Here is a 25,668-nt window from a genome sequence, read left to right on the forward strand (position 1 = left end):
ACTCCTGTTCAGCCGGAAAACTAGAGAAAAAAAGACAAATTACAATCCTGACAATTGCCGCTGGCGCAATTCTATCGGCGCGAATGTTTTTCGCGCCGTAAATATCTGAAACTTACGCAAGATATCGGGTGCTTATGCTGCCGCGCGACGCGTCAGGGAGAAGCGCGAACCCGACGACGACGTGCAGTTGAGCTGCGTCGGAGAAACAAGTGCGCAGTTCACTTTTGAAGACGTGCCGCGCACGATGGAACGCATGTCGATCTCGACAAGCTGCGGCGACTGGTAACGGTAGTTGCCTTCGGCAAGCTTTTCGTTTGTGTCGGTGGAGCGGGTCTCGAAAATGCCGCCGTTGAACGACGAGACGATGCCGTTTGGATCGACCCAGCTGCCTTCGATGCCGGCAGGGGCGCGGGATACAGTCGGGACATTGCCGCCGACCGGGCCAGTCGTTTCACACGCGGCCAACGCCAGCGACATGACTGCAAGAGGGGCAATGATGCGGAAGCGTTTCATATCCATGCTCTCCATTAAAGCATTTTCGGGCCAGAACTGCGAAATGGCTGGCGTCTGAAATGCGTAAAACCAAGTATTTAGAGCGGCTTCAACGATTCCGTGCTGATTGGAACCGCTCGGGGATGGTTAGTTTGATGTATTGAAACTTGCACGAAAACAAGCCCTCATTGTGAGGAATGGGCCTCCGCCTGTCGATTTGTTGACAATGATGCAAGATCGCCGCGCAGAGTGGAAGGCTGTGCCCGATCTTTCCGTTTCGCTGTCACGACCCGAAAATCAGCATTGCCGATATAAACATCATGACGGCGACGATCACCGACGACGCTGAAAGTGCGCGACGAAGATAGTGCTTGAGCGCAGTACTGTTCTTGAACGAGACCATGGAGGCAATGGATTTCGTTAACTGGTAGAGAGCGAGATAGAGGACAATCGAGATTAGCCCGATCGTCCATCCAAACTGCACCGTCTGGCTGGGATGCCCCGGCACACCTAGAATCCAGGGCAAGACCAGAAGTCCGCAGATCAGAGCCATCAGATCAGGAAACCGGCTTACAGCCAGCCTTATCGTATTGCGGGCAAATATCGATAAACGCACATATTCCTCATGGAATGGCCCGGTCGAAGCCGGGCCAGCTTGACTAGCGAACCAGAATATTCCGGAATTGCCACGGATCCTTGGTATCGAGGTCTTCCTTGAACAGATGGCCGCGACCTTCCAGCGGTGTCCAGTCAGTGTAATAGCCGTTCAACGGACCCAGATATTGCATCTGGACTTCAAGGCAACGGCGGTAATCCATCTCGTCGGTCTCGACGATGCCGCTGCGCGGATTTTCCAGCGCCCAGACCATGCCCGCCAGAACGGCTGAGGAAACCTGCAGGCCAGTCGCGTTCTGATAAGGCGCAAGTTTGCGCGCTTCCTCTACGGTCAACTGCGAGCCGTACCAATAGGCATTCTTGTCGTGGCCATAAAGCAGCACGCCAAGTTCATCACTGCCGTCCAGAATTTCATGCTCTTCCAGAACATGCTGCACGGGTTGCGCCTTGCCGCTTGCGCCGAACATTTCGTCAAGAGCCAGAATGGCGTCATTGCTCGGGTGATAGGCGTAGTGACAGGTCAGGCGGAAATCAAGCTTGCCCTTCTTGTCGCGCAGCGTGAAAAAATCGGCGATGGAGATCGCTTCATTGTGGGTGACGAGCAAGCCATATTGCGCGCCGAGCGTCGGACACCAGGTACGAATACGGGTATTGCCGCCCGGCTGTTCAAGGAAAATTGCGGCCTTGTTGCCCTTCTTCTGCTTGCGGGCATTCTTGGGCATCCATTTTTCATGGCTGCCCCAGCCAAGCTCTGCCGGTTGTAAGCCTTCGGCGATGAACCCTTCGACGGACCATGTATTCCAGAATGTGTTGAAAGGTTTCGGCTCTTTTGCGCGTTGGGTATCGCGTTCGGCGATGTGGATACCCCTGACGCCGGCTTTTTTCATCAGTTTCGCCCAGCCGTGGCGATCATCCGCTGCCGGTTCGGTGAAATCGAGCTTCAGTTCAGTCGCAAGATCGACGAGCGCTTTCTTGACGAACCACGAGACCATGCCCGGATTGGCACCGCAGCAGGAAACCGCGGTCGTGCCGCCGGGATTCTTGCGCTTTTCAGCGCGAACCGTTTCGCGCAGCGCATAGTTGGTTCGCGAGGCATTGTCTGCGTCTTCATCGAAATAGAAGCCGAGCCAAGGCTCCACCACGGTGTCGATATAAAGCGCGCCATGCTCTCGGGCGTAACGCATCAGATCGAGTGATCCGGTATCGACCGAAAGATTGACGATGAAAGGCTGGCCTTCCGTTTCTTTCAAGAGAGGTCCAAGAACCTTCTTGTAATTGTCCTTGGTGATTGCTTCCTTGATGAAGCGGATGCCCTTGTCATCGAGGATTTTGCGATTGGCGTCGCTCGGATCGATCACGACCATGCGCGACTTGTCGAATTTGAAATGACGTTCAATCAGCGGCAGGGTACCGCGCCCGATCGACCCAAAGCCGATCATGATGACGGGGCCGGTTATCTCGCCATAGACTTGCCATTTCGCTTTCGCCATTTTCTTCCTCTGAGGTGCCGCAGAATTGCGGTGTTGGGTTATCCTTAGCCCGGTTTAGCTTATGCGCGGGAACGATAACACAACTTCATAGAAAGAAAGAAACGTCACAAGCCTATGACATCAATACATGTTTAATGCGGATTGGCTTTTTAAGCCTCGATCAGCTGTGCGCGGATCATGCCGCGCAGCGAATTGCCGACGAGAATGTTGCGCGCATTTTTGAGCGTTTCGACGGTAACGATACCCTCTTCGACAACATTGTTGTTCAGCAATTCACGGCGCAGAACCCCGTCGAGGAGGCCGCATGACAGGGCGGGCGTCGTGCAGGTCGTGCCGCCTACATCGAGAAATATCGACGTAATGGTTCCCTCACAGACTTCGCCGCGATCATTGAGCAGAATGACTTCGTCGATCTCTGCCGTTGAATACTCTTCGCGTGCTGCGATATAGGCCTGCCGTCGCGTCGTCTTGTGGCGCAACAGAGTATCATTGTGATCAAGGTGCGTGCGGGCAATCGCGATTCGCCAGATCGTCTGGCAGGAGAGTGGCTCAAAAGGTATGGTCGAGACAGTGGTCACGCCATCGGGCGCAAGTGTCAGCCGCACCTTCAGGGCCTGCTCACCGGTTCCGCTTTCTGAAACCTTCTGCCGGACAGCTTCCATATTGCAGGAAAAACCGAGTTCACGGGCGGAATTTTCGAGACGCGCCATATGCAAATCGAAGCGTAAAACGCCCGAGAGCGGTTCCCAGCGCATGGTTTCGATCAGCTGATAATCCGGCTCCATGATCACGGCCTGCGCCCCGTGTGGCTCGACAGTGCCGCGAACCGTGCTTTCAGAAGACATTCCTCGTACTCCGCTTGCGCCGTGGAATCGAAGACCACGCCACCCCCGACGTTGAAGATCGCACGATTTTCATCGAGAAGCGAGATCGTGCGAATGGCAACGTTGAAACGCATCCGCCCGCTTGGCTCGATCCAGCCGAGCGAGCCGCAATAAATGTCGCGCGGCCCGGCCTCCAGTTTACGCAGGATTTCCATGGCGCTGATCTTTGGTGCGCCGGTGATCGAGCCGCACGGGAAAAGGGCTGCAAAGAGCGTGCGCAATGGCAGGTTTTCTTTCAGTCTGGCCCGCACGCGGCTGATCATCTGGTGGACGGTGGGATAGGTTTCGATGCGGAAGAGTTCCGGCACATCGAGCGATCCTACTTCGCTGACAAGCGAAATGTCGTTGCGAAGCAGATCAACGATCATGCGGTTTTCGGCCTGATTCTTCGGATCGTTCAGCAGAAACTGGCGGTTCTGCTCGTCTTCTTCAGGCGTCGCACCGCGGGGCATGGTGCCTTTCATCGGATGGGTTTCAATCCACCCGTCGCCGTCGACTTCAAAGAAAAGTTCCGGCGAGCGCGACAGGACAACCGGTCCACCAAGATCGCAATAGGTCGCGTAGCGAACCGGCTGACGTTTTGCGAGCATGTTGAACAGGATCCGCGGATCGCCGCCCCATTCCGCATGGATCGGAAAGGTGAGGTTGCCCTGATAGCAATCGCCTTCGCGCAAGTGCTGGTGCAAGCGTTCGAAGCGGGGCGCATAGTCGTCAAACGACCATTGCGCGACCGGATTGCGCAGAAAGGTGGCATTGTCTTCGCCGCGGCCGTGCATAGACTGGTCGGAAGGGCCATCGAACACGCCGAAGCAGAGAAGCGGGGCATTGCGTCCCTCTGGCAGCAACGGCTTCAGCTTGGGCTCGAGAAGATAGCCGGCTTCATAGGATAGATAACCCGCAAGCCATTTTCCGGCATTATGGGCCGCCTGCATCGCATCCCATGCGGGTTCAAATTCATCAGGTGTGTCGGCGCGAATGATCGATGAGGGGGCCGTGAAAAGCACATCGCGGCCCGCCTTGTCATCCCGGAACAGGATAAGCGGCTTATTGCTTTGGTGAGTCACGCAAGTGCTCAGTCTTCCATGGCTTCAAGCTCGTCGATGATGCCTTCGATCACCGACAGGCCCTTACTCCAGAAATCCGGATCGCTTGCATCCAGACCGAACGGCGCAAGCAATTCCTTGTGGTGCTTGGTGCCGCCAGCCTTCAGCATGTCGAAATATTTCTGCTGGAAGCCCTTTTCCGAGTTCTGGTAGACCGCATAAAGCGAGTTCACCAGACAATCGCCGAAAGCATAGGCATAGACATAGAACGGCGAATGGATGAAGTGCGGGATATAGGTCCAGAAGGTCTCGTAACCTGGATTGAGATTGACGGCATCGCCAAGGCTTTCGCGCTGCACATCCATCCAGATTTCGCCGATGCGTTCTGCGGTCAGTTCGCCTTCGCGGCGCTCGGTATGGACGCGACGTTCGAACTGGTAGAAGGCTATCTGGCGCACGACCGTGTTGATCATATCCTCGGCCTTCTGCGCCAGCATGGCCTTGCGCTCGCGCTTGTCTTTCGTGCGCTCCAGAAGCGAACGGAAGGTCAGCATTTCGCCGAACACGGATGCGGTTTCAGCAAGCGTCAGTGGCGTTGAGGCCATCAGAGCGCCCTGACCACCCGCCAGAACCTGATGCACGCCATGGCCCAGCTCATGTGCCAGCGTCATCACATCGCGCGGTTTGCCCATATAATTGAGAAGCACGTAAGGATGCGCAGACGGAACGGTCGGATGTGCAAAGGCGCCCGGTGCCTTACCGGGGCGGACCGGCGCGTCGATCCAGTTCCTGTCGAAGAATTTCTTCGCAATCTCGGCCATTTCCGGTGCGAAATTGCCATAGGCGGAAAGTACGGTTTCACGCGCTTCATCCCAAGGAATGAGCGCCTGCGGCGTTTCCGGCAGCGGCGCGTTGCGATCCCAGTTTTCAAGCTTTTCGAGGCCAAGCCATTTGGCTTTCAGGGCATAATAACGGTGCGAAAGGCGTGGATAGGCGTCTTCCACCGCCTTGGCGAGTGCGTCCACCACTTCCCGCTCGACGCGGTTGGCAAGGTGGCGGCTGTCGGCAATATCCTGAAAACCGCGCCAGCGATCGGAAATTTCCTTGTCTTTGGCGAGCGTGTTGGTGATCAGTGTGAATGTGCGCAGATTGGCGGCAAAAATCTTTGCCAGTGCATCGGAGGCTTTTTTACGCACGGCCCCATCGGCGTCCTGAAGCATGTTCAGTGTCGGCTCGATGCTGAGTTCCTTGCCATCGATTTCAAATCGAAGCCCTGACATCGTTTCATCGAACAGCCGGTTCCAGGCGCTGTAGCCGGTAATCGACTTTTCATGGAAGAGCTGCTCCAGCTTGTCATCGAGCTGATATGGCTTGTCCATGCGCAGATCGGTCAGCCATGGGCGATAATGGCCAATGGCTTCGTTATCGCTCATCGCCTTTTCGAGAACTGCATCCTCGATGCGGTTCAGTTCAAGGCCGAAGAAAATGAGATGGGTGCTGGCGTCGGTCAGCTTTTGCTGCACATCACCGAAAAGCTTCATGCGCTTCGGGTCGGACGTGTCGCCATAATAGTAGAGGCCCGCGAAGGAGCCGATACGGCCCATCAGTTCGTCCAGAGCCTCGAATTCCTTGATTGCATCGACAAAATTGCCGCCATTGGTCTTGGCTGCTTCGTCGCCGAGCTTGCCTTTCCAGCGTTTCTCGAAGGCTGCAGCGTCCTTCATAGCCTTTTCGATATCGTTTTTCAGTTCTGCGCTGTCCGCAGACGGATAAAGATCGCCCAGATTCCATTCCGGCAGGTTGCCGAGGTCAGTCGTTTCGGCAGCAACCGCATCACTGGCCGGTGCGTACAAAACCTTGTTGAAGGAAACGGATTCTGAAAAGCGGGTCATGAACATTCTCCAAGAGCATTTCCAGAAAAAGTGCGAAACGGTTTTTCGTCGGATAATGCGTACAAACAAAGAGATAGAGCGGTTCCACGATTCCGCGTTAACCGGAACCGCTCTACTAGGCCTCTTCTCGCATGTCTTGCCAGGATCGCCAAGAGGTGGGAAAAGCGCCTCGAAATTTTGTGATGGCCTGTCCCGCAGTGGATTGCAGAAAAGCAAATACCTGAATCGGGGAGTGGATTCAGGATACAATTTTTGTGAATGGGACGTTCAGGTACATTTAGTACCTTGCATTCGACGAAGGCTTGCCTCCAAATAACGCGCCTGGAATATGAGACATTTAAACTGTTTAAGTATTTTGGGCGTGGGAACTCCATAGGTTGATGATAGCTGTTAATGGCCACGCGCATACTCATAGCGGATGACGATCCGATTCATCGGCGCAATCTTGAAGCGATAGTCATGCGCATGGGCTATCGGACCATTCTTGCTGACGGTGGAGCAAGCGCACTCGGTTTCGTAAGCCAGCGTAAGGACATCGTCCTGATGCTGCTTGATCTATCGATGCCGGACATGGATGGCCTGACCGTTTTGCGCCGGATGCGCGAAGCTGGAAATAATGTTCCCGTTATTGTTCTCGTTCAGAATGATGATCTCCAGCCGGTTCTGCAGGCAATGAAAATGGGCGCGGTCGATTTTGTGACCAAGCCGGTCGCCTTCGAGCGTGTGCAGGTTTCGGTTTCCAATGTTCTGAAGATCGATGCGCTGACGCAGGAAATCCGCCGCGCCCGCTCATCCCTGAAAGCTCATCTGACACTTTCCGACATGGCGATCAAAAGCCCGGAAATGGAGCGGGTCAGCATTCTGGCACGTCGTGCCTCGGCGCTGGATGCACCGCTTCTGATCGAAGGAGAGCCCGGCAGCGGCAAGGAAACACTGGCGCGCGCTATTTGCAGCGGCGGTGCTCGCTGGCGTGGCCCTTTCGTGACCGTTGATTGCCGCACCTTGACCGTCGACAATGCCGACGAAGTTTTCTTCGGCGTTTCGACCGCGCGGCGCGATCGCCGCGAGGATGATGTCATCCGCAGCCTCGGAAAACTCGTGGAAGCCGATGGTGGGACGCTCTTTCTGGATGAGGTGGGTGCGCTGCCACGCCACACGCAAATCAAGCTTTTTGCGGCCATGCAGTCCGGCCAGTTTGAGGCCGGCGGCGGAGGCGAGCGCACGTTGTCCAACGCCCGCATCATGGCATCGAACAGCCGCCCTCTGGCCGATCTTGTCCATATGGGGCGCTTCCATGCAGGGCTTTACCATCTGCTCGGCTCCTTTGCCATTGCTATGCCGTCGTTGCGCAACCGTCTGGAAGATATTCCGATCCTGCTGCATCAGTTCATGATGCGCTATGTCAGCGAAGAACGGATGGGGCATATCACCGGCATCACGACCCATGCGTTGGAAAAGCTGAAGACCTATCATTGGCCCGGCAATGTGCGGGAGCTGAAAAATGCCGTTTATCGTGCCGTCCTTCTCTGCGAGACTGGCGAACTGACGGCAGCTGATTTCGCACAGATCGGTGCGGGGGCAGAGGCTGCAAGGGCAGTGCAGCAATCGGTTCGGTTCAACCTTGTCGATCACGATCCGACGGTGAGTGGTCAGTCGGGCTTGTTCAGCGGGATCGATGGGGCAGGCGAGGTGCGCACGCTTGCCGCAGCCGAAGAAGAAATGATCCGGTTCGCGATTGCTCATTATGACGGGCAAATCAGTGAAGTTGCTCGTCGTTTGGGCATTGGAAGAACCACACTTTACCGGAAGCTGAAGGAATATGGCATCGATGTGACGTCGATTTCCGGCAAGGGGCCGGGTGCCGATGAGGAGGGGGAAACGACCCCTTTCAACCGTGCTGCCAGTTGATGAAACTCTGCGTAACCAATTGAATTTTAGTCATTTATAATAGATTGACTGTCACGCCTGGCAGGTACTGTTGCCGATTAAAGACTGTTAATAATTTTTTAACCATGACAAAAATAGATGCGCGTGTGTGGCTTTTTTGCCATGGTGTTTCCTCATTTGTTGTTCACTAAGCGTCCATTAACCATTAAATCCGACAATCGGAGCTCGAGCGGAACTGGGACGCAGGCTTTTTGTGGCACCACAAAGAAAGTCCCGAGGGATGCCTGGAGAATGCTTCTGGGGCGGAAAAACGGTAAGGCGATACGATTCGATGAACAGCATATCGACCATTAAAGCGCGCTTTGCGAAGGTTTGGACCGGGATGAAGGCATCTATGTCCGTTCCGTCTGCCCTTGCCGCTGCTGCGGTTCTCATGGCGCTGTCTCCTTCGCAGGCTTCGGCTGAAACCCGCTCTCTCAAGCTTTATTACGTTCACACCGGTGAAAAAGCGGAAATCGTCTTCAAGAGAAACGGTCGCTTTGACGCCCAAGGTTTGAAGAAGCTGAACGTTTTCCTGCGAGACTGGCGCCGCAACGAGCCGACCAAGATGGACCCGCGCCTGTTCGATCTGGTCTGGCAGGTCTATCGCTCCACTGGATCGAGCCAGTATATCACCGTCGTTTCCGCTTATCGTTCACCGGCCACCAATGCCATGCTGCGCTCGCGTTCCGCGAAGACCGGTGTTGCCAAGAAGAGCCAGCATATGCTCGGCCGAGCGATGGACTTCTATATTCCCGGCGTACCTCTGGCAAAATTGCGCGGCATCGGCATGCGCTATCAGATCGGTGGCGTCGGTTATTATCCGCGTTCCGGCTCGCCATTCGTCCACATGGATGTTGGCAATGTTCGCTCCTGGCCGCGCATGAGCCGCCGCGAACTGCTCGCACTCTTCCCGGATGGCAAGACCGCTCACCTTCCCGCAGACGGCAAGCCGTTGCCGGGCTATGAGCAGGCATTGGCCATGATCGAGAAGCGCAAGGCCGGTGGCGGCGAGATCTTGATGGCCAGCAATTCCGCGCCGCGTCGCAGCAAGAGCCTGTTCGGTGCGCTGTTTGGCGGCGGTGCCGACGAAGAAGAAGACACTGGTGATGTGAGCGCCCCGCCGGCGACGGCACGGCCGGCTCGCGCCGCGCCTGCGCGTCAGGCTCCGGCAGCGGTTCCGGAAGAGCCGGTCCAGCAGCCGCGTGAAACCATGGTTGCTGCTCTGCCTGCCCGCGATGCTCCGCTTCCGGTACAGGCACCGCGTCCGGAAACGGGCCTTGATGCACAGGCCCAGGCCGCAGCCGAAGTCCCGGTCGCCGCACTAAACGTTCCTATCCCGGCTCGCAAACCCGCAATGGCGCCACAGGATGCCGTTGCACTCGCCGCAGCCGAACCTGCCGCCGATGCGGCAGCTGCCGCCCGTGCCGCCGTGGATGCGAATACGGTTCAGGTTGCCGATGCTGGCACGCCTTCGCAGCTGATGAACGGTTTTGTGCCAATCCCGTCGGCTCGCCCGCAGCTTGAAACGGATAATATGCAGCTTGCAGCTGCGGTGGTGCCGTCAGCGCGTCCGACGCGTCCGGGTGAAAACCCTGCCACAAACGGTCAGGATGCGATTGCCGCACTGGTCAATAGCCAGCAGGCCGAACCGACGCAACTTGCCGATGCAGGCAATGCGGCTGTGCCGCAGCCGGGCGAAACGGCAGCGTTCCCGCTGCCGAAGGAAGCGCCGCGTGCCAACACGCAGCTTGCCCTGCTTTCCAAGAGGGATGAGATCGGCGAACTGATCGCACCGCCTTCTGACGATTATTACGACAGCAAGCCGGTTGCAGACGCTGCGCCAAAACAGGCTCCAGCAGCTGTGCAGACAGCGTCGGTTGCCCGCACGGCACCGGCAAAGCCGACAGCCACTGCTTCTGCGGCAGTCCATAAACAGGTCGCAGCGATTGGCAAGGCAGCAGAAACTGGTGTTCGTACCACCGCGAAGGGCGGGCGTTATGTAGCCAAGGCCCAGTCCAAACCGCGTGCAGTTGTCCAGCCTGCGGTGATGCCAACTTCGGAAGTCGCCATGTCGACGGAATCGGTGTCGAGCGCCATACCGGTGACCAATCCGGTTCTCCGCAACGATGCGATGCGCTCCGCACCGGCCATGGTCTACACGGCAGGTTTCCAGCGTGGCAATTTGCCGACCGAACGCGCCAACCAGTTCAGCGGCAATGCCGTTACCTTCCTGACAGTGGCCAAGTTCACGGAAACCAACTGATCGCCATCCAAACGATGACAAACCAAAAGAAAAGGGGCCTTCGAGGCCCCTTTTTACATCCCATATGAGCTTACTCAGCTTTTCAGATCAGCTGCTTCACTTGCAAGGTCGGTGATTGCATCCCAGTCGCCAGCCTCGACGAGTTCTTTCGGTGCAACCCACGAGCCGCCGACACAGACGACGTTCGGCAGCGACAGGTAATTCCTGGCGTTTGCAAGGCTGATGCCGCCTGTCGGGCAGAAGAGGGTTCCGGCCAGCGGAGAGGACAGCGCCTTCAGGAACGATGCGCCGCCAGCCTGTTCAGCGGGGAAGAATTTCAGATGGGTATAGCCTTCCTCGCGGAGCGCCAGCATTTCGCTCGGTGTGATGGCGGCGGGCAGAAGTGGCACGTCGCTGTCATTGGCGGCAGCGACGATGTATTTCGTTGCGCCGGGGCTGACGATGAAGCGCGAACCAGCCTTCGCTGCATCCTCATATTGTTTGGCATTGAGGATCGTCCCGGCACCGACGATTGCTTCCGGCACTTCCGACGCGACCGCGCGGATGGCATCAAGTGCCGCAGCCGTCCGCAGGGTGATTTCGATTGCGGGCAATCCGCCTTTGGCAAGCGCGCGTGCCAGCGGAACAGCATGTTCCACCTTGTCGATCAACAGAACCGGAATGACCGGCTGGCCTGTCATGATGGGGGCGAGAAGATCGGTTTTCTGGGACATCGGCTTGCTCGGCTGTTTGAGTGGATAAATCGATTTAAAGCATTTCCAGCAAAAGTGTGAAACGGTTTTGCGTCGGATAATGCGTTAAAATGAACGATTAGAGCGGTTCCAACGGTTTCCGTTAAAACAGGAACTGCTCTAAGTCCCCTTCGGCAATTTGTCCACTACTGAAGGAGCCGCATTCATGCGGCTCTTTTAAAGTTCTCAAGCTGCTTTTGCCAGCGCTGATAGGCTTCGGCCATGCGTTTGTCATATTCGTTGCGGGCGAAAGCCGGACCGTTATAGCGTCGGGCGAACTCGCGCCAGTTACGGATTTTCAGCACTTCGAGAAGCTCTGCCTTTTCGATGAAGCGCAGCATCAGCCGCGCCTGCCCTGCAATCGATCCGCGTGCTTCCGCCACAAGTTCATCAACGGTGGCATAACCAAGCCATTCCCAATGCGCACCCATAACCTGCCCCAGCCCCCAGGAGGTGGATTCAAGCGCTGCCTTTTTGCTCAAGCCCATCGCACGTTCAAGCAGAAGCCAGCGCGCGGTTTGCGATTTCGGATTGCGTATCTGGCCTGCGACTGGGGCGGACAGACCGTTGCTTCTCGCGTAGTCACGCAGACGACCGGACAGCCTGCGGTCAAAGTAATGCCCTTCGAACCGGATGGCCGGTTCTTTGCCTCCGCTGATATCGAATAGCGCCTTCCCGCCGCTTTCCACTTCCGCAATTGCCAGCAAAGCCGCCGGGTTAATCTCCGTCTCATCTGCCATAGTCGTCAGGGCTGCAATTGTCTGGCTGTCGAACATATCTCTCTCCTCGAAAAGTGGTCTTCGAGGCGGATTTTGGGGCGTCTTGGTCGCATGAGGATAAAGTTGACTTGAATTCGCCGTTTGTGGGGATTAGTTGCGGGATAGTTTTCAAAGAAGATAGAACCGATGAGCAATTTGCCTTTCACCGTTGCCGCCCTTTATTGCTTTGCGCCGCTCCCGCAATATGAAAGCCTGCGCGAGCCGCTTGCCAAGCTTTGCTGTTCGAATGGCATCAAGGGAACGCTGCTTCTGGCGGCGGAAGGCATCAACGGGACGGTTGCAGGCACACCCCAGGCAATTGAAAGGCTGGTGCAGCACATCACGGCTATCCCCGGTCTGGCTGACCCGGAGCTCAAATATTCCCATGCGACCGAAATGCCGTTCCATCGCATGAAGGTGCGGCTGAAGCGTGAGATCGTCACCATGGGTGTCGATGGTATCGATCCGCTGAAAAGCGTCGGCACCTATATCGCGCCGCAGGATTGGAACGCACTCATCGCCGATGAGAACACCGTCGTGGTCGATACGCGCAACGATTATGAATATGCCATCGGCACATTCGAAGGGGCGCTCGATCCGCAGACCAAGACTTTTCGCGAGTTCCCCGAATGGGTCGAGCAGAACCGCGACAAGCTGGAAGGCAAGAAGATCGCCATGTTCTGCACAGGCGGTATTCGCTGCGAAAAGGCAACGGCCTTCGTCAAGGGGCTGGGCTTCGACGATGTCTTTCATCTCAAGGGCGGTATCCTGAAATATCTTGAGGAAGTTCCGCGTGAAGACAGCATGTGGAACGGCGAGTGCTTCGTGTTCGACGAGCGCGTGGCCGTGGGCCATGGCCTTGCTGAAAGTGATGTCGAGTTGTGCCGTGCCTGCCGTCGTCCGATTTCGCCGGAGGACAAGCTTTCACAGTTTTTCGAGGAAGGCGTTTCCTGTGCCGGTTGTTATGACGAGCGCACGCCGGAAGATCGCGCCCGCTACGCAGAACGCCAGAAGCAGGTGAAGCTCGCTGAAATGCGCGGGGCGCACAAACATATCGGCAGCTGACGCAATTTGCGGCAATGCTCTATTGCCGCATGCTCCCCACAGGGCTGGTCAAACAGATTTCATCCCATTATGGTGGCTCTGGTTCTGGAACGATCTGAATTCGTTATGGAATTTGGGCGGCTTTTGCATGGACGCCCGTGCATCAAGGGTTTGACGGCATCCGGGTCGCGTTTGCCTCCATCACACCCATCATCGCAAGTCGGGGCATAGGAAATCTCCAATGCTCATACAGAAACAGCGCCGGTTTTCCGGCGGATGATGGTTTGCCTGTCGTCGCAGGCAATATGGAGGATATTCATGAAGAAACTGATCGCCGCATTTCTCATCACCGTTGCTGCGGGTACCGCCTCGGTTGCCCATGCTGCCGAGAAGGTGACTGTTTTCGCTGCCGCCAGCATGAAAGACGTTATCGAAGAAGCTGCCAAACAGATGAAGGCCAAGGACGGTACCGAAGTGGTCGCGTCGTTTGCATCTTCGTCGGTTCTGGCCAAGCAGATCGAGCAGGGCGCTCCGGCGCAGATTTTCATTTCCGCCGATCTCGACTGGATGGATTATGTCGAAAAGGCCGATGCCATCGACAAGGCTTCACGCAAGGTGATCGCTGGCAATGCGCTGGTGATTGCAACGCAGAAAGACACGCCGAAGGGTGACGCCAAGGAGCTTTTGAGCGCCGGTCGTTTCGCTATGGGGGACCCGTCGAATGTCCCGGCGGGCAAATACGGCAAGGCAGCGCTTGAAAAGCTCAACATTTGGAAAGACGTCGAGAAGAATGGCGTCTTTGCCGAGAATGTTCGCGTTGCGCTGCAATATGTCAGCCGCGCGGAAGTGAAGGCGGCCATCGTCTACGCGTCGGATCGTGCCGCAGCACCGGAACTGGTCGAAGCCTATCGCTTCCCGGCAAGCAGCCACGCGCCGATCCTTTACCCGGCGGCACTTGTTGCGAAGAACGAAACTGATGCCGCCAAGGCTTTCTTGGCTTTCCTTGAAAGCGATGCCGGTCAGGCGATCATCAAGGACAAGGGCTTTGTGGGAGCTGCGGAAGCTGCTGAATAGTGATGGCCAAAGATGATTGAGAGTAATGTCTGGCAGATTGTGTCTCTGTCGCTCCGGGTTGCCGGAATAGCCATCATTGTTGCGCTGCCAGTTGCCTTTATCGTCGCCTGGATTCTTGCCCGGTTCAATTTTCCGGGCAAGTCTCTGGCGCAGGCTATCGTCACCATGCCGCTGGTCCTGCCGCCGGTGGTGACGGGCTATCTGCTTTTAATCCTGTTTGGCGCGCGGGGTGTTCTGGGAGCGCCTCTGCAGGAATTGTTCGGTCTTTCCTTTGCCTTTCGCTGGACGGGCGCCGCACTTGCCGCCGGTGTCATGGCGTTTCCGTTGCTCGTCCGTCCGATCCGGCTTTCGATAGAGGGGCTTGATCGCGGGCTAGAGGAAGCGGCGCGCACGCTTGGCGCGAACCGGGTCACGGCCTTCTTCACGGTCATTCTGCCGCCTTTGCTGCCCGGTGTGCTTGCAGGCGCAGTGCTTGGTTTTGCCAAGGCTCTGGGTGAGTTTGGCGCTACGATCACATTCGTATCCAACATTCCCGGCGAAACGCAGACCCTTTCGCTTGCCATTTATGCCCTGATGCAAACGCCAACGGGTGATGCCGAAGCATTCCGTCTGATTGCCATATCTGCAGCTATCTCAATTGCCGCCGTGGTCCTTTCCGAGTGGTTGCAGCGCAGGCTTGCGGGAGCGACAAAATGAGCGGGCTTGCTGTCTCGATCAAAGGGCGCAATGGCAGGTTTCCTGTCGAGGCCGATTTCGCCGCCGACTGGGGCGTGACTGCATTGTTTGGCCATTCGGGCGCCGGCAAGACGACGCTTCTGAAAATGATTGCCGGAACACTCCGTCCGGAGAGCGGACGCATTGCCGTGGGTGACTTCACACTGTTCGATGCCGAAAAGGGTGTCAATCTTCCGCCGGAAAAGCGCCGCATCGGCTATGTGTTTCAGGAAGCGCGGTTGTTTCCGCATATGAGCGTGAAGCGGAACCTGACTTATGCGCGTTGGGCCGGGCACAGGCAGGCGACGCGGAGCTTTGACGAGGTGGTGGCGCTGCTCGGCATTGATGATCTTCTCGACAGGCGACCGTCCACACTTTCAGGTGGCGAGCGCCAGCGTGTCGCCATTGGTCGCGCGCTGTTGTCTGATCCCGCACTTCTTTTGCTGGACGAGCCGCTTTCTTCACTCGACCATGCGCGCCGGCAGGAAATTCTGCCCTTTATCGAGCGTCTTCGCGATGAAAGCCATGTGCCGATTGTCTATGTGAGCCATGAAATCGATGAGATTGCGCGGCTTGCCGACGAAATCGTGCTTCTGTCTGGCGGTAAGGTGACCGCAAGCGGTACGGCGACGGATGTCTTTCCACTGATCAATGCAGAAGGCGAGAGTGGCGGTGTGCTGCTGGAAGGGCTGGTTTCGTCTTACGACGAGCGCTACAAATTGGCGGAAATCGATCTCGGCGGCGCGTCGTTCCAGCTCAGCGATGCGGGGCTGAAACAGAATATGCATGTGCGGCTGCGCGTGCGTGCGCGCGACGTCTCCATCGCACGCAAGGTGCCGGAAGCGATCAGCATCCGCAATGTGCTGCCGGTGACCGTCACTGCCATTACGGCGGATGATGGCCCGAATGCCTATGTCTCGCTGGACTTCCAAGGCCGTCGTCTCGGTGCACGGCTGACGCGGCGCTCGGTTGACGAACTGGCGCTGCAATCGGGTGATCATGTGGTCGCGCTGGTGAAGGCGGTTTCGGTGGATCGGGCGGCTATTCGGGAAAAATGACGCGGGGACAATAATCCGGTTTTCGGCCCGCTTCTTTTATGCTCCTGTCTTTGTCGAATGGGAGAATAGGCATGACTGATTTGCAGAACTGGACGCCACGCTCCAAGCCGGAACGCAAAGTGCTTGAAGGTCGTTATGTGCGGCTGGAGCCGCTGGACCCGAAGAAGCATGGGGACGAACTTTTCGCCGCTTCGTCGGTCACCGACGCGGATCAGCGCTTTACGTGGCTGTTCGAGTTTCCGCCCGCAACCCGCGAAGAATTCGAGCCCTGGCTGGAAAAGGTGGCGAAAAGCGAAGACCCGCAGTTTTTCGCCGTCATCGATAAGGCCAGCGGCAAGGTCGCCGGACGCCAGACCCTGATGCGCATCGATTCCGCTCACGGCGCGATTGAAATCGGCAACATCTATTGGGGACCATTGATTTCGCGCAAGCCCGCCGCCACCGAAGCACAATTCCTGTTCATGCAGTATATTTTCGACGAGCTTGGCTATCGTCGCTACGAATGGAAGTGCAACAACGACAATCTGCCGTCCAAGCGGGCCGCGGAGCGCTTCGGCTTTTCGTTCGAGGGGATTTTCCGTCAGCATATGGTGGCGAAAGGCAAGAACCGCGATACGGCATGGTTTTCCATTCTCGACAGCGAGTGGCCTGCCTTGAAGAAAGCCTATCAGGCATGGCTTGCGCCGGAAAACTTTGATAGTGACGGTCAGCAGAAGAAGAAGCTGGAGGAGTTTCGTGATCTTGGCTGAGCGTAAGAAGAGCAATCCGGCAATTGCTGCCGCCATCATCCTGATCGGCTTCGGGGTGCTTGCCTATTTCGTGCCCAGCATCATGCTGGCACTGGGCGAGCGCTCGCAAATCGCGGCGATCATTTTCCCGATAGTTTTCGTTCTGGGCTTCTTCGCCATTTTTTGGCTGCGCTCGCGCCGCCAGAACAAGGATTAACCAACCAGCGAAGCGCTGAGCAAAAGCGCACCTGTCAGCGCGATGAACAGGGCGGCGGCAACTTCGATTGCCGCCTTCAGCCGTCCTGACATGGCATTGCTGCCTGCAAATCGCAGGGCCGTGTTTTTTGCCGTGACAGCCAGCGTGGCAAGAACAGCCACGGTGATGAATGTGCCGAACGCGATGGCGAAGACTGAGAGCAGTCCGCCGACCATCAGGCCATTCAAAAGCGCAAACGTCAGCACGATCAGCGCACCCGAACAGGGACGCAGGCCCACCGAGAAAATCGCCGACCACGCCGTTTTCCAGTTGAAGTCGTCGCCGAGCGTCGACGGATCGGCAATATGGGCGTTACCGCACGCGGCGCACACATCGCCTTCGCCAATGAAGATATGATCCGATGCAGTAGCGGTTGCGGGTTTGTAATTGAGCTTTACTGTGCTTGTGGCAGCCGCCGCGCGCGTGGTCTGCGAAATACTGCCCTGCCATGCCGGACCGGAAGCCATTGCCGGTTCGGGTGCTGCGGCAAAAAGCGACGAGGCCGGGCTGGGGCTTGCATCGTCTTGCTTCTTGAAAAGTAGCGGTAGTTTGCGCGCCAGAAGCCAAAGGCCGAAAAACAGGACAAGCGCAAAACTTGCAATTTCCATGTAGCGCGCGGTCTGATTCATGGAAATGCCGGTGCCACGCAGCAGGAACCATGCGAGGCCGACCACGGCGATGGCCATGATGGCCTGCAAAAGCGACGAAATGAACGACAGGAAGATGCCGCGCCGCAGCGCCGTTTCGTTGGCGATCATGTAGGACGAGATGACCGCCTTGCCATGGCCGGGCCCTGCCGCATGAAAAATGCCATAGACGAAGGAAAGTCCGACCAGAACCGAAGCCTGCCAAGGATCTTCACGCATGGCTTTCAACGCATTGGTCATGGCGAGATAAAACGAGCGCTGCTGTTCGTTCATCCAGAGAATGATGTGCGCGAAAGGCCCGGTTGGCTTCATCGCCACCTCATTCGCACCAATGCCGAGCGATGACTGCGCATAGGCCTGCGCAACGATCATCGTAAGGCAGAGGGTTAGAATAAAGGTAGCCGGTTTTCTCATCAGCCTGTTTTCCCTTTCGGTTCGCAGTCTATCTCAAGACGGGTCGCGAATATTTTCGACATGTCCGTGCCTGCCGGATCGTTGAAGAAGGCATCGGTCAGTGTCGCCTGATTCTGGGCGAGCGCTTCATCCGGATTGGGGCGCACGACCTTGGAGGTGCAGCCTGCGGGCAGGCCTTTCACAACCAGATCGCTGTCGTTCATGTAATCGATGGCAGTATAGAAAGTCGGGTCGTAGACGCCGAAGCTGACCTTGTGGCCGGGGGCGAGTTTCAACGGCTTTTCAGGCTTGCTCGTAAAGATGATGAGCAGGCGATTGTCCGTGAAATCTGCTGCGAGGTCGGTCGGCCTCGCCATTTTCACGTCCTTGCCATCGTCCAGAACGGTCTGGAAATACTTGAACTCGGCAATCGAGCCGTTGATGACATGGCCGAGGTCGATCAATTCATTCTTGTCGAGCTGCAGATCGCCATTCTTGTCGAATTCCATCAGGACGGTGGAGGAGAAAACGTCGTCGAAACGCCAGACATGCGCAAGCTGTTGCACTGTGCCATCGGGGGCTATGGTCAGTTCCAGTCGTGCGTCGGCAAAGACATGCGGGTGAGCGAGTGCAGCCGTCGGCACGAGACCGGCCAGCAGCGCAGCTGCGGCAGACCGAACGAACCTGCTTTTGAGCCAAGACGACGAAACCAGCATAAAACTTTCCGTTAGAGTTTTCCCACGCTTATGCCCGAAGGCGGCGAAAGTGCGACGTTCTATTTGCTTTATCGTATATCTTAGTCCCGAAGACCGTTTCACACTTTTCAGGATGCATTCTATTCCCGCTCCTTGAACCATTGGGTCAGAAAATCGACCAATGCCCGGATTTTTGCCGGCAGATAGCGCCGATGTGGATAGACGGCATAGATGCCGCCATCCTTCACGATGAATTCATCCAGACAGGCAACCAGCCTGCCGCGCTCGATTTCTTCTTCGGCGATGAAGGCGGGCAGCATGCAGAAGCCAAGCCCGGCGAGTGCTGCATTCTTGGTGGCGACGGGACTGTTCACCTCGATGGGACCGTTGACGGGAACTGTCATCATCGAGCCATCCGTATTGCGGAAATGCCAATTGTTGCGCGAGCGTGCATTGGTGTCGATGATGCAAGGCCGATCAGCCAGATCTTCCGGACGTTCGGGCTTGCCGACGCGGGAGATGAGTTCGGGCGCGCCGCACAGGATGGAATGGAATGGCGACAGGCGCTTGGCAATGAGGGAAGAGTCCTGCAAACGCGTGATGCGGATCGCAAGATCGAAGCCTTCCTCCACCAGATCGACAAAACGGTCATCCAGCCGCACATCGAGCACAATGTCCGGATGGGCGAGGCAAAAGTCGATCAGCGACTGCCCGATGACGGCATCGGCAAAAGTGCGCGGGGCCGACAGTTTGATACGCCCGCGCGCGTCAGAACTGGTTTCGCTGACAGCATCCTGCAGCGCGTCGATCTCGCGAATGATCTCCACCGCTCGGTGATAATAGGTGTGACCGGCTTCGGTCAGCGAAAATTGCCGCGTGGTACGGTTGAGAAGGCGTGCGCCGAGTTCGTCCTCCAATTCCCGCACATATTTGGAAAGAAGCGCCTTGGAGCGCCCGATTTTTCGCGCAGCGGCGGAAAAGCCTTCCGCCTCGACCACGTCGATGAAGGCGCGCATACGTGTGAGGGTGTCCATGGTCTAGCCCCGCTTCCCGATGATGTTTTTGGCCAGCCCGATCAGCGCCCGGTCGCTGCCGCGTGGTCCGATGAAGGAAATCCCGAAAGGTGCGCCCTGCACCTGTCCCAAAGGTAATGTGATCTGCGGCAGGCCGGAAAGTACCGAAAGGCAAAGCAGGCGCAAAGCCTGTTCGCGATAGGCCTGCAAGGTCTCGAAAGGCTCTTTTGCCAGCGGAGCTGCACCCGGTACGGTCGGTAGCGCCAGCACGGCATCATTGCCGACGATCTGTTCGAGTTCCTGCGTGAATTGTGCCCGGCGCATACGCTGGCTGGCAACGAGATCAGCGGCGATTTCCGCACCGAAGGCAAAACGGTCCGCGACGCCGGGACCGAGCTTGCGATCGCCGGAGGAAATCCAGCTGCCGTGTGTCGCCCAGGCTTCCGCGCCTTGTATGTGGCGGAAGACCAGATAGAGTTCGTCTATCGAGAGCGTCGGCTGGCTCGCCGCCTTGAGACCCGAGAAGTGCGGGCGCACTTGGGCGAACATGGTGCGATAGGCGTCTGTTTCCTGCTGACCGAGCAGAAGCTGTTCCAGAACCGGCATATAGAGAAGTTGCGTCAGCCTGAATTCTCGGGCGTCGTTGCCAAGCAGGATAGAGCCAACGCGGTCGTAAAGGTCGATATCGCGTGCAAACCATCCAATCGTATCGAGCGAGGGCGCAAGCGGCATGATGTCTTCGAGCGGAATGCGGCCATGGGTGGTGCGCAGGCCGACGAGACCGCAAAAGCTTGCAGGTGCCCGAATGGAGCCGCCCGTGTCGGAGCCGAGCGCAATATCGGCGAGTTTGCCCGCCACTGCTGCTGCCGAACCGGATGATGAGCCGCCGGTAACGCGGTCCGGTGCTGCCGGATTGATCGGATAGGGGAAATGCGAATTCTGGCCCATCAGGGAGAAGGCAAGCTCGTCGGTCTGCGCCTTGCCGACAAATTCGGCACCGGCGGCGAGGAGCTTCTTCACCACCGGAGCTGATCTTTCGGCGCGAGGTGATTCGGCCTCGATCTGCGGATTCCCGCATCCGGTCGCCATTCCGGCGACGTCATAAATGTCTTTTACGGCCAGCCGTTCACCTTTAAGCGGTCCGTCCGTTGTGTGAACGGGTAACTTCTCGGGTTTTGCAATGATGGCGTTGAAGGGATCGAAACTGGCCATTGTTCACAACATGCAGCAATTAACGGTCTATTTACGCTCTTTCGAGGCAGGTCTGAGCTGCGAATGTTTCACTTATATTGAACAATGGCAAGCGCGCCGTTCAACGCGATCCTGCCAAAATAAATTCGTCCGGAGGAATTTTTGTCATTGAATGGACACGACTTTGCGCTTATATCGCGCTTGCCCAAAGTCGCACGTGCCTGTGGGTGTCCGCCGATCCTCGAATGGTGAGGAATTCGGTACGGTACCTGGACCTAACCGCTCCAGTCGATCTGTTGGCCAACCGCCAGATCGAGGACATCTTGAAGCAACGACGGTGCGGGCCTTTCTAGTGTCTTTCGGCTGTCCAAAAGCCGAAATTACTGAAGAGGCACACCTTCATTGCCAGAAGTGCGGATGCGGTTCTCCAATTCCAATCCAAGGCAGACAAAGCGGAGTAACGCGGGTTTAGCGTTGTTCCATCGCCGCATGAGTTTTCGCGTGACATCAGCACCTCCAAAGGCTGGCCTCACGGCGGATGCGTTCATGCACACTTTGTCCTTAGAGTTTCTCTTGGTCCAAAGAGGGCCTGCGAAATTCTCTAAGTCCTTTTCTGCGTAATCCTTTCCGAAAGTCTGAAACTTTTCGGGGTTACGCACCAGAATACGGCAAGATCAAGCCGTGCGGGAGAACGACCATGGCAACGCAGCGTATCATCGACTTCCTCAACACCCGCCGTCCGGACGGTCCTTGCCTCGTCGTCGACACCGACGTCGTGCGCGACAACTATCAGAGCTTCGAGAAGGCTTTGCCCTATTCGCGCATCTTCTATGCGGTGAAGGCAAATCCTGCGCCGGAAATCCTGCGCCTGCTCGCTTCGCTCGGCTCGTGCTTCGATACTGCGTCGGTTGCTGAAATCGAAATGGCTCTGGAAGCCGGCGCAACGCCAACCCGCATCTCCTATGGCAACACCATCAAGAAGGAGCGCGATATTGCGCGCGCCTTCGAGCTGGGCATTCGCCTTTATGCGGTCGACTGCGTTGAAGAAGTCGAGAAGGTTGCTCGCGCCGCTCCCGGCAGCCGCGTGTTCTGCCGCGTGCTGACGGATGGTGAAGGCGCCGAATGGCCGCTGTCGCGCAAGTTCGGTTGCGTGCCTGCGATGGCCATCGACGTTCTGCGCCATGCAAAGTCGCTCGGTCTCGATTCCTACGGTGTATCGTTCCACGTCGGCTCGCAGCAGACGGACCTCTCCGCATGGGATCGCGCGCTTGGCGATGCAGCATCGGTGTTCCGCACTCTGGCTGACGAAGGCATTGTCCTGCGCATGGTCAATATGGGCGGCGGGTTCCCGACCCGTTACCTCAAGGACGTGCCGACTGCTCAGGCCTACGGCATGGCGATCTTCGATGCGCTGTCCAAGCATTTCGGCAACCGTATCCCGGAAACCATCATCGAACCGGGTCGCGGCATGGTCGGCAATGCAGGCGTGATCAAGACCGAAGTGGTTCTGGTCTCGCGCAAGGCAGACAACGACAATGTGCGCTGGGTCTATCTCGACATCGGCAAGTTCGGCGGTCTCGCCGAAACCATGGACGAGGCGATCCGCTATCAGATCGTGACCCCGCATGACGGCAGCGAAACCGAACCATGCGTGCTGGCTGGGCCGACATGCGACAGTGCGGACGTACTTTATGAAAAGACGCCGTACCCGCTGCCGGTCTCGCTGACCATCGGTGATGAAATCCTCATCGAAGGCACGGGCGCATACACCACCACCTATTCGGCGGTGGCGTTCAACGGCTTCGAACCGCTCCGATCCTACGTCATCTGATCATTCAGACTTGGTATGATCCCGAAAAGTGGGAACCGATTTTCGGATTAGATCATATCTTCAAAAGTCCCGAATGATCCTCTCAATCCGCCCAGTGCTGCAAGGCGCTGGGTGGGGTGTGCTGCTGCCGCTTTGCGGGGATAGATGTCATGAACGTAACTCTGGAAATTCAGGAACATACTGCAACCATCGTCGCTCCGGCTTTCACAATAGCGGGCGAAACGCTGGAGCACGTGCTTGCGCGTGAATCGCTGCTGGATCGGGCGATGGGTGAAGGCCGTCGCCGGAAGTCATCGGAAAAGCTGCGTCGCGGTCGCCTGCCTGCGGACGGTCTGGCTTTTGCGGCGCTTGGCGAAGACGGATTGCTTGCAGGCACTGTGCGGCTGTGGGATGTCCATGCCGGTCTCGATGCTTTCGGCTTTCCGGCGCCTGCCTTGCTGCTCGGCCCGCTGGCGGTCGATCCGTCCGCTGCCGGTTGCGGTATCGGTTCGGCGTTGATGCGTCGTGCGATCGATGAAGCAAAAGACCGCGGCCATGGCGCGATCATCCTTGTCGGTGATCCGGAATACTACGAGCGGTTCGGCTTCACTGCTGAAAAGACCGGCGAGCTTGCCATGCCCGGCCCTTATGAAAAGCGTCGCTTTCTGGCGCTTGAGCTGAAACCGGGCCATCTTGACGGAGCACACGGCATTCTGCGTGCCAGCGGACGCAAGGTGCCGCGCGTTGAGACCTCTTTGCGGCAGTCCGCGTGAATTAGAGCGCATCCCGAAAAGTGTGAAACGGTTTTCGGAAAAGATGCGCGTCAAAACAAAGAGATAGAGCGCCGATCTGATCCAATCAGATCGGCGCTCTAAGATAGACGCAGCAGCCGTCCAAAGTTGCGGACAGCTGTGATTGCAAGGCCTGCAAGGAAGCCTGCAATCAGCCCGGCAATGACGATCAGCTTGCGCGATGTGCCTGCCGGATCGAGCGGCGGGCGAGCTTCCGACAAAACCCTGACATTGGCCGTATTCAGACCTTCCTGTTCGTTCGTCTCGCGCGAGCGCAGGAGGAAGGCTTCGTAGACCGAGCGCCGCGCCGTGGCTTCGCGCTCAAGCTCACGCAACTTCACCAGATCGCCGCTATTGTTCGCCTGTTGCGATTTTAGCTGCGCCAGGCGGGCAGTGAGGTCCTTTTCCTGCAGCGCGGACCGGGCGACCTCGACCTGCAACGAGGAGCGGATGCGTCGCAATTCGGCATCGATGTCGCTCAGGACCGTGCCTGCCTGCGACTGTGCCTGAATGAGTGCCGGATGGCGTGGCCCAAGCTGGGTGGACAGGCCGCTTGCCGTCTGGCGCGCCTGCGCATATTGCGCGCGCAGCGCGGTCAGCGTGTTGGAACGCAAATCTTCCGGCAAGGTACCGGATACCACGCTGTCGGAAGTGGCGCTGTTGAGCACCTGCACACGGGCCTGAAGCCGCATTGTTTCAGCGCGCTGGTTGGTCAACTGATCGTTGAGGCGGGTCAAGTCGTTATCGCTGATCAGCTTGCCGTCGACATTGACGAGATCGCGTGAGGCGCGGAAGTCCGCTGCTGCGCGCTCCGCCTGTTCGACATTGGCGCGCATATCGGCAAGACGGTTCGACAGTTCGGCCGAGGTGCGTCGTGCAGCATCGGATTGCACGGATGCAAGCTCGCTCTGGAACACGGAGCTGATCGTGTTCGCAAGCGATGCCGATTTCTGCGGATCACGCGTTTTCACCGAGATTGAATAGATGAAGGTCTTGGCGTCGCGACCGATGGCGATGCTCTTGTGCAGATTGTACAGGACGCGGGTTTGCAGTGTCTGGCTGTCGCTTGCCTTTTTGGGCGACAGCATATCCCTGATCTGTGCAAACAGCCCGGCAATGCCGGTCGGAACCAGAGTGCCGTTGAATTCGGGGTCTTTTGTCAGTTCGGTCCTGTCGATCACTTTCAGCAACACACTGCTGGAATCGATGATGCGTGCCTGGCTTTCCGCAACGGCAAGTGACGCATCGGTCGGGAGCTGACCTGGCGTCAGTTCGTCTCCAACGGTCTTGATATTGCGCGGATCGACCAGAATATCGGTCGAAGCGACATACATCTGCGGCAAGGACAATGCATAGAGCGCGGCGACCACACCACCCAGTAGTGTGCTGACAAGCAGTAGCTTGTGCGATCCCCGCAGCACGTCGATAGCGATGCGCGGATCGATCAGCGGTTTCCATTCCGCATCAGGTGCCGGTCTGTCAATGACAGGGCGCTGGCGCTCGATCGGCTCCGGGGCCGGCGCGCGGGTCGGCTCTGGCGTTGGAACGGGAGTTTCGACTGTGACTTTGCGGCGCTCGCGTTCCTGAACCTTGCGTTCCAGTTCCGCCTCGATCAGCGCGACGCGCTTTTGCAGCTCGGCGACATCGGCCTCATCCGGTTCCTCTTCGAGAACGGATTCCGCCGGTTCTGGTGTTTCCTGCGCAGCATGATCGTGCTGGCGAAAGAACGCGGCGCGTTCATCCGGCGTCGCCGGTGGTGTCCAGGGTGGTGCGGTTTCGCTGTCAAAACGACCAGCGGGGCGAGCGTCGGAGAATGCGAGAAGAGGTTTCTCAACTCCCGCCTTTCTGCGCTCCTCGTGATCGCTCATTGCCGAAATCGTCCGTGTCTGTAAGCCGTCTCAACCGTTTCCGGCGCCAACGGCTGCTTTGAAATCCATAAGCCAAGGCTTCCGCATGCCAAACGGGAATCCGATTGGCTCGCACCTCAAGGCCGAATGTAATTTTTTATAGAAAACAAAACGTTAAAATAATGTCGAGGTGAAGTGTCAATTCCCTGAATCTGCAACTTTAGCTTTTGCTTGATTACTCTTTGAGCTTGCAAAGAAGAGTTTAAGTCTTTTTAGCTAAACCCCGATTATGCCTCCGTTCCAACGAACA

23 protein-coding genes are annotated in these 25,668 nt (G+C 57.3%); 10 read left to right on the forward strand and 13 right to left on the reverse strand.

Annotated features, from left to right (window positions below):
• Positions 1–132: 132 nt before the first annotated feature.
• The 6 genes from omp10 to FG152_RS16385 all read right to left on the reverse strand — a co-directional run bounded on the left by omp10 (position 133) and on the right by FG152_RS16385 (position 6,416).
• The gene (gene omp10 / locus FG152_RS16360) at positions 133–513 is read right to left on the reverse strand and encodes an outer membrane lipoprotein Omp10 (RefSeq protein WP_010660674.1); all 381 of its coding nucleotides are present in this window, start codon (positions 511–513) and stop codon (positions 133–135) included.
• Positions 514–775: 262 nt separating this feature from the next.
• Complete coding sequence (locus tag FG152_RS16365; protein ID WP_010660675.1) at positions 776–1,108, reverse strand: hypothetical protein; 333 nt, start codon at positions 1,106–1,108, stop codon at positions 776–778.
• A gap of 43 nt (positions 1,109–1,151) precedes the next feature.
• Entirely contained in the window at positions 1,152–2,597 is a 1,446-nt protein-coding gene (locus FG152_RS16370; protein WP_010660676.1) for a homospermidine synthase, read from the reverse strand.
• A gap of 149 nt (positions 2,598–2,746) precedes the next feature.
• Positions 2,747–3,442 (reverse strand): aminotransferase class IV family protein, encoded by a 696-nt coding sequence (locus tag FG152_RS16375; RefSeq protein ID WP_010660677.1) that lies wholly within the window; start codon positions 3,440–3,442, stop codon positions 2,747–2,749.
• Complete coding sequence (locus FG152_RS16380) at positions 3,385–4,545, reverse strand: aminodeoxychorismate synthase component I (protein WP_010660678.1); 1,161 nt, start codon at positions 4,543–4,545, stop codon at positions 3,385–3,387. Before FG152_RS16380 ends, FG152_RS16375 begins: the two co-directional genes overlap by 58 nt.
• Positions 4,546–4,553: 8 nt before the next feature.
• The gene (locus FG152_RS16385; protein WP_010660679.1) at positions 4,554–6,416 is read right to left on the reverse strand and encodes a M3 family oligoendopeptidase; all 1,863 of its coding nucleotides are present in this window, start codon (positions 6,414–6,416) and stop codon (positions 4,554–4,556) included.
• A 393-nt stretch (positions 6,417–6,809) separates the two neighbouring features.
• Here FG152_RS16385 and FG152_RS16390 point away from each other — a divergent pair, with 393 nt between their 5' ends.
• Entirely contained in the window at positions 6,810–8,324 is a 1,515-nt protein-coding gene (locus FG152_RS16390; protein WP_010660680.1) for a sigma-54-dependent transcriptional regulator, read from the forward strand.
• A gap of 361 nt (positions 8,325–8,685) precedes the next feature.
• A complete protein-coding gene (locus tag FG152_RS16395; protein ID WP_010660681.1) occupies positions 8,686–10,608 on the forward strand; it encodes a peptidoglycan L,D-endopeptidase MepK in 1,923 nt (640 codons plus the stop codon).
• A 74-nt stretch (positions 10,609–10,682) separates the two neighbouring features.
• On the opposite strand, the gene FG152_RS16400 is transcribed toward FG152_RS16395, so the two are convergent.
• Both FG152_RS16400 and FG152_RS16405 read right to left on the reverse strand, forming a co-directional pair.
• Positions 10,683–11,321, reverse strand: a complete 639-nt coding sequence (locus FG152_RS16400) for a 2-dehydro-3-deoxy-phosphogluconate aldolase (RefSeq protein ID WP_010660682.1) — start codon at positions 11,319–11,321, stop codon at positions 10,683–10,685.
• Between the two features lie 182 nt (positions 11,322–11,503).
• The gene (locus tag FG152_RS16405; RefSeq protein ID WP_010660683.1) at positions 11,504–12,115 is read right to left on the reverse strand and encodes an N-acetylmuramidase family protein; all 612 of its coding nucleotides are present in this window, start codon (positions 12,113–12,115) and stop codon (positions 11,504–11,506) included.
• Between the two features lie 129 nt (positions 12,116–12,244).
• Here FG152_RS16405 and trhO point away from each other — a divergent pair, with 129 nt between their 5' ends.
• The 6 genes from trhO to FG152_RS16435 all read left to right on the forward strand — a co-directional run bounded on the left by trhO (position 12,245) and on the right by FG152_RS16435 (position 16,932).
• On the forward strand, positions 12,245–13,162 hold the full coding sequence (gene trhO, locus FG152_RS16410; protein WP_010660684.1) for an oxygen-dependent tRNA uridine(34) hydroxylase TrhO: 918 nt from the start codon (positions 12,245–12,247) through the stop codon (positions 13,160–13,162).
• A 297-nt stretch (positions 13,163–13,459) separates the two neighbouring features.
• Positions 13,460–14,215, forward strand: a complete 756-nt coding sequence (gene modA / locus FG152_RS16415; RefSeq protein ID WP_010660685.1) for a molybdate ABC transporter substrate-binding protein — start codon at positions 13,460–13,462, stop codon at positions 14,213–14,215.
• 12 nt (positions 14,216–14,227) lie between these two features.
• Positions 14,228–14,911, forward strand: coding sequence for a molybdate ABC transporter permease subunit (gene modB / locus FG152_RS16420; protein WP_010660686.1), 684 nt, complete (start codon positions 14,228–14,230; stop codon positions 14,909–14,911).
• Positions 14,908–15,987, forward strand: a complete 1,080-nt coding sequence (modC, locus tag FG152_RS16425; protein WP_105529163.1) for a molybdenum ABC transporter ATP-binding protein — start codon at positions 14,908–14,910, stop codon at positions 15,985–15,987. Before modB ends, modC begins: the two co-directional genes overlap by 4 nt.
• A 71-nt stretch (positions 15,988–16,058) precedes the next feature.
• On the forward strand, positions 16,059–16,736 hold the full coding sequence (locus FG152_RS16430) for a GNAT family N-acetyltransferase (protein WP_010660688.1): 678 nt from the start codon (positions 16,059–16,061) through the stop codon (positions 16,734–16,736).
• A complete protein-coding gene (locus FG152_RS16435; RefSeq protein WP_010660689.1) occupies positions 16,723–16,932 on the forward strand; it encodes a hypothetical protein in 210 nt (69 codons plus the stop codon). The genes FG152_RS16430 and FG152_RS16435 overlap by 14 nt, the downstream gene beginning before the upstream one ends.
• On the opposite strand, the gene FG152_RS16440 is transcribed toward FG152_RS16435, so the two are convergent.
• The 4 genes from FG152_RS16440 to FG152_RS16455 all read right to left on the reverse strand — a co-directional run bounded on the left by FG152_RS16440 (position 16,929) and on the right by FG152_RS16455 (position 20,931).
• Positions 16,929–18,032, reverse strand: a complete 1,104-nt coding sequence (locus FG152_RS16440; protein ID WP_105529164.1) for a nickel/cobalt transporter — start codon at positions 18,030–18,032, stop codon at positions 16,929–16,931. The genes FG152_RS16435 and FG152_RS16440 overlap by 4 nt on opposite strands.
• Positions 18,032–18,727, reverse strand: a complete 696-nt coding sequence (locus FG152_RS16445; RefSeq protein WP_010660691.1) for a DUF1007 family protein — start codon at positions 18,725–18,727, stop codon at positions 18,032–18,034. The genes FG152_RS16440 and FG152_RS16445 overlap by 1 nt, the downstream gene beginning before the upstream one ends.
• A 119-nt stretch (positions 18,728–18,846) precedes the next feature.
• Positions 18,847–19,740, reverse strand: a complete 894-nt coding sequence (locus FG152_RS16450; RefSeq protein WP_010660692.1) for a LysR family transcriptional regulator — start codon at positions 19,738–19,740, stop codon at positions 18,847–18,849.
• 3 nt (positions 19,741–19,743) lie between these two features.
• Entirely contained in the window at positions 19,744–20,931 is a 1,188-nt protein-coding gene (locus FG152_RS16455) for an amidase (protein WP_010660693.1), read from the reverse strand.
• Between the two features lie 676 nt (positions 20,932–21,607).
• Here FG152_RS16455 and odc2 point away from each other — a divergent pair.
• Positions 21,608–22,741, forward strand: coding sequence for an ornithine/lysine decarboxylase (gene odc2, locus FG152_RS16460; RefSeq protein WP_010660694.1), 1,134 nt, complete (start codon positions 21,608–21,610; stop codon positions 22,739–22,741).
• Between the two features lie 149 nt (positions 22,742–22,890).
• Positions 22,891–23,493, forward strand: a complete 603-nt coding sequence (locus tag FG152_RS16465) for a GNAT family N-acetyltransferase (protein WP_010660695.1) — start codon at positions 22,891–22,893, stop codon at positions 23,491–23,493.
• A 98-nt stretch (positions 23,494–23,591) separates the two neighbouring features.
• Here the strand turns inward: FG152_RS16465 and FG152_RS16470 are convergent, their stop codons facing one another.
• On the reverse strand, positions 23,592–25,379 hold the full coding sequence (locus FG152_RS16470) for a GumC family protein (RefSeq protein ID WP_105529165.1): 1,788 nt from the start codon (positions 25,377–25,379) through the stop codon (positions 23,592–23,594).
• Positions 25,380–25,668: the final 289 nt, after the last annotated feature.

The sequence above is a fragment of the Ochrobactrum sp. XJ1 genome (genome assembly GCF_024701725.1).
Taxonomy (GTDB): domain Bacteria; phylum Pseudomonadota; class Alphaproteobacteria; order Rhizobiales; family Rhizobiaceae; genus Brucella; species Brucella anthropi.

Excerpts from the sequence above, each read along its gene's own strand:
- omp10 (WP_010660674.1), bottom strand. The coding sequence starts at position 513 with ATGAAACGCTTCCGCATCATTGCCCCTCTTGCAGTCATGTCGCTGGCG.
- FG152_RS16370 (WP_010660676.1), bottom strand. The coding sequence starts at position 2,597 with ATGGCGAAAGCGAAATGGCAAGTCTATGGCGAGATAACCGGCCCCGTC.
- FG152_RS16375 (WP_010660677.1), bottom strand. The coding sequence starts at position 3,442 with ATGTCTTCTGAAAGCACGGTTCGCGGCACTGTCGAGCCACACGGGGCG.
- FG152_RS16385 (WP_010660679.1), bottom strand. The coding sequence starts at position 6,416 with ATGACCCGCTTTTCAGAATCCGTTTCCTTCAACAAGGTTTTGTACGCA.
- FG152_RS16390 (WP_010660680.1), top strand. The coding sequence starts at position 6,810 with ATGGCCACGCGCATACTCATAGCGGATGACGATCCGATTCATCGGCGC.
- FG152_RS16395 (WP_010660681.1), top strand. The coding sequence starts at position 8,686 with ATGAAGGCATCTATGTCCGTTCCGTCTGCCCTTGCCGCTGCTGCGGTT.
- FG152_RS16400 (WP_010660682.1), bottom strand. The coding sequence starts at position 11,321 with ATGTCCCAGAAAACCGATCTTCTCGCCCCCATCATGACAGGCCAGCCG.
- FG152_RS16405 (WP_010660683.1), bottom strand. The coding sequence starts at position 12,115 with ATGTTCGACAGCCAGACAATTGCAGCCCTGACGACTATGGCAGATGAG.
- trhO (WP_010660684.1), top strand. The coding sequence starts at position 12,245 with ATGAGCAATTTGCCTTTCACCGTTGCCGCCCTTTATTGCTTTGCGCCG.
- modA (WP_010660685.1), top strand. The coding sequence starts at position 13,460 with ATGAAGAAACTGATCGCCGCATTTCTCATCACCGTTGCTGCGGGTACC.
- modB (WP_010660686.1), top strand. The coding sequence starts at position 14,228 with ATGATTGAGAGTAATGTCTGGCAGATTGTGTCTCTGTCGCTCCGGGTT.
- modC (WP_105529163.1), top strand. The coding sequence starts at position 14,908 with ATGAGCGGGCTTGCTGTCTCGATCAAAGGGCGCAATGGCAGGTTTCCT.
- FG152_RS16430 (WP_010660688.1), top strand. The coding sequence starts at position 16,059 with ATGACTGATTTGCAGAACTGGACGCCACGCTCCAAGCCGGAACGCAAA.
- FG152_RS16440 (WP_105529164.1), bottom strand. The coding sequence starts at position 18,032 with ATGAGAAAACCGGCTACCTTTATTCTAACCCTCTGCCTTACGATGATC.
- FG152_RS16445 (WP_010660691.1), bottom strand. The coding sequence starts at position 18,727 with ATGCTGGTTTCGTCGTCTTGGCTCAAAAGCAGGTTCGTTCGGTCTGCC.
- FG152_RS16450 (WP_010660692.1), bottom strand. The coding sequence starts at position 19,740 with ATGGACACCCTCACACGTATGCGCGCCTTCATCGACGTGGTCGAGGCG.
- FG152_RS16455 (WP_010660693.1), bottom strand. The coding sequence starts at position 20,931 with ATGGCCAGTTTCGATCCCTTCAACGCCATCATTGCAAAACCCGAGAAG.
- odc2 (WP_010660694.1), top strand. The coding sequence starts at position 21,608 with ATGGCAACGCAGCGTATCATCGACTTCCTCAACACCCGCCGTCCGGAC.
- FG152_RS16465 (WP_010660695.1), top strand. The coding sequence starts at position 22,891 with ATGAACGTAACTCTGGAAATTCAGGAACATACTGCAACCATCGTCGCT.
- FG152_RS16470 (WP_105529165.1), bottom strand. The coding sequence starts at position 25,379 with ATGAGCGATCACGAGGAGCGCAGAAAGGCGGGAGTTGAGAAACCTCTT.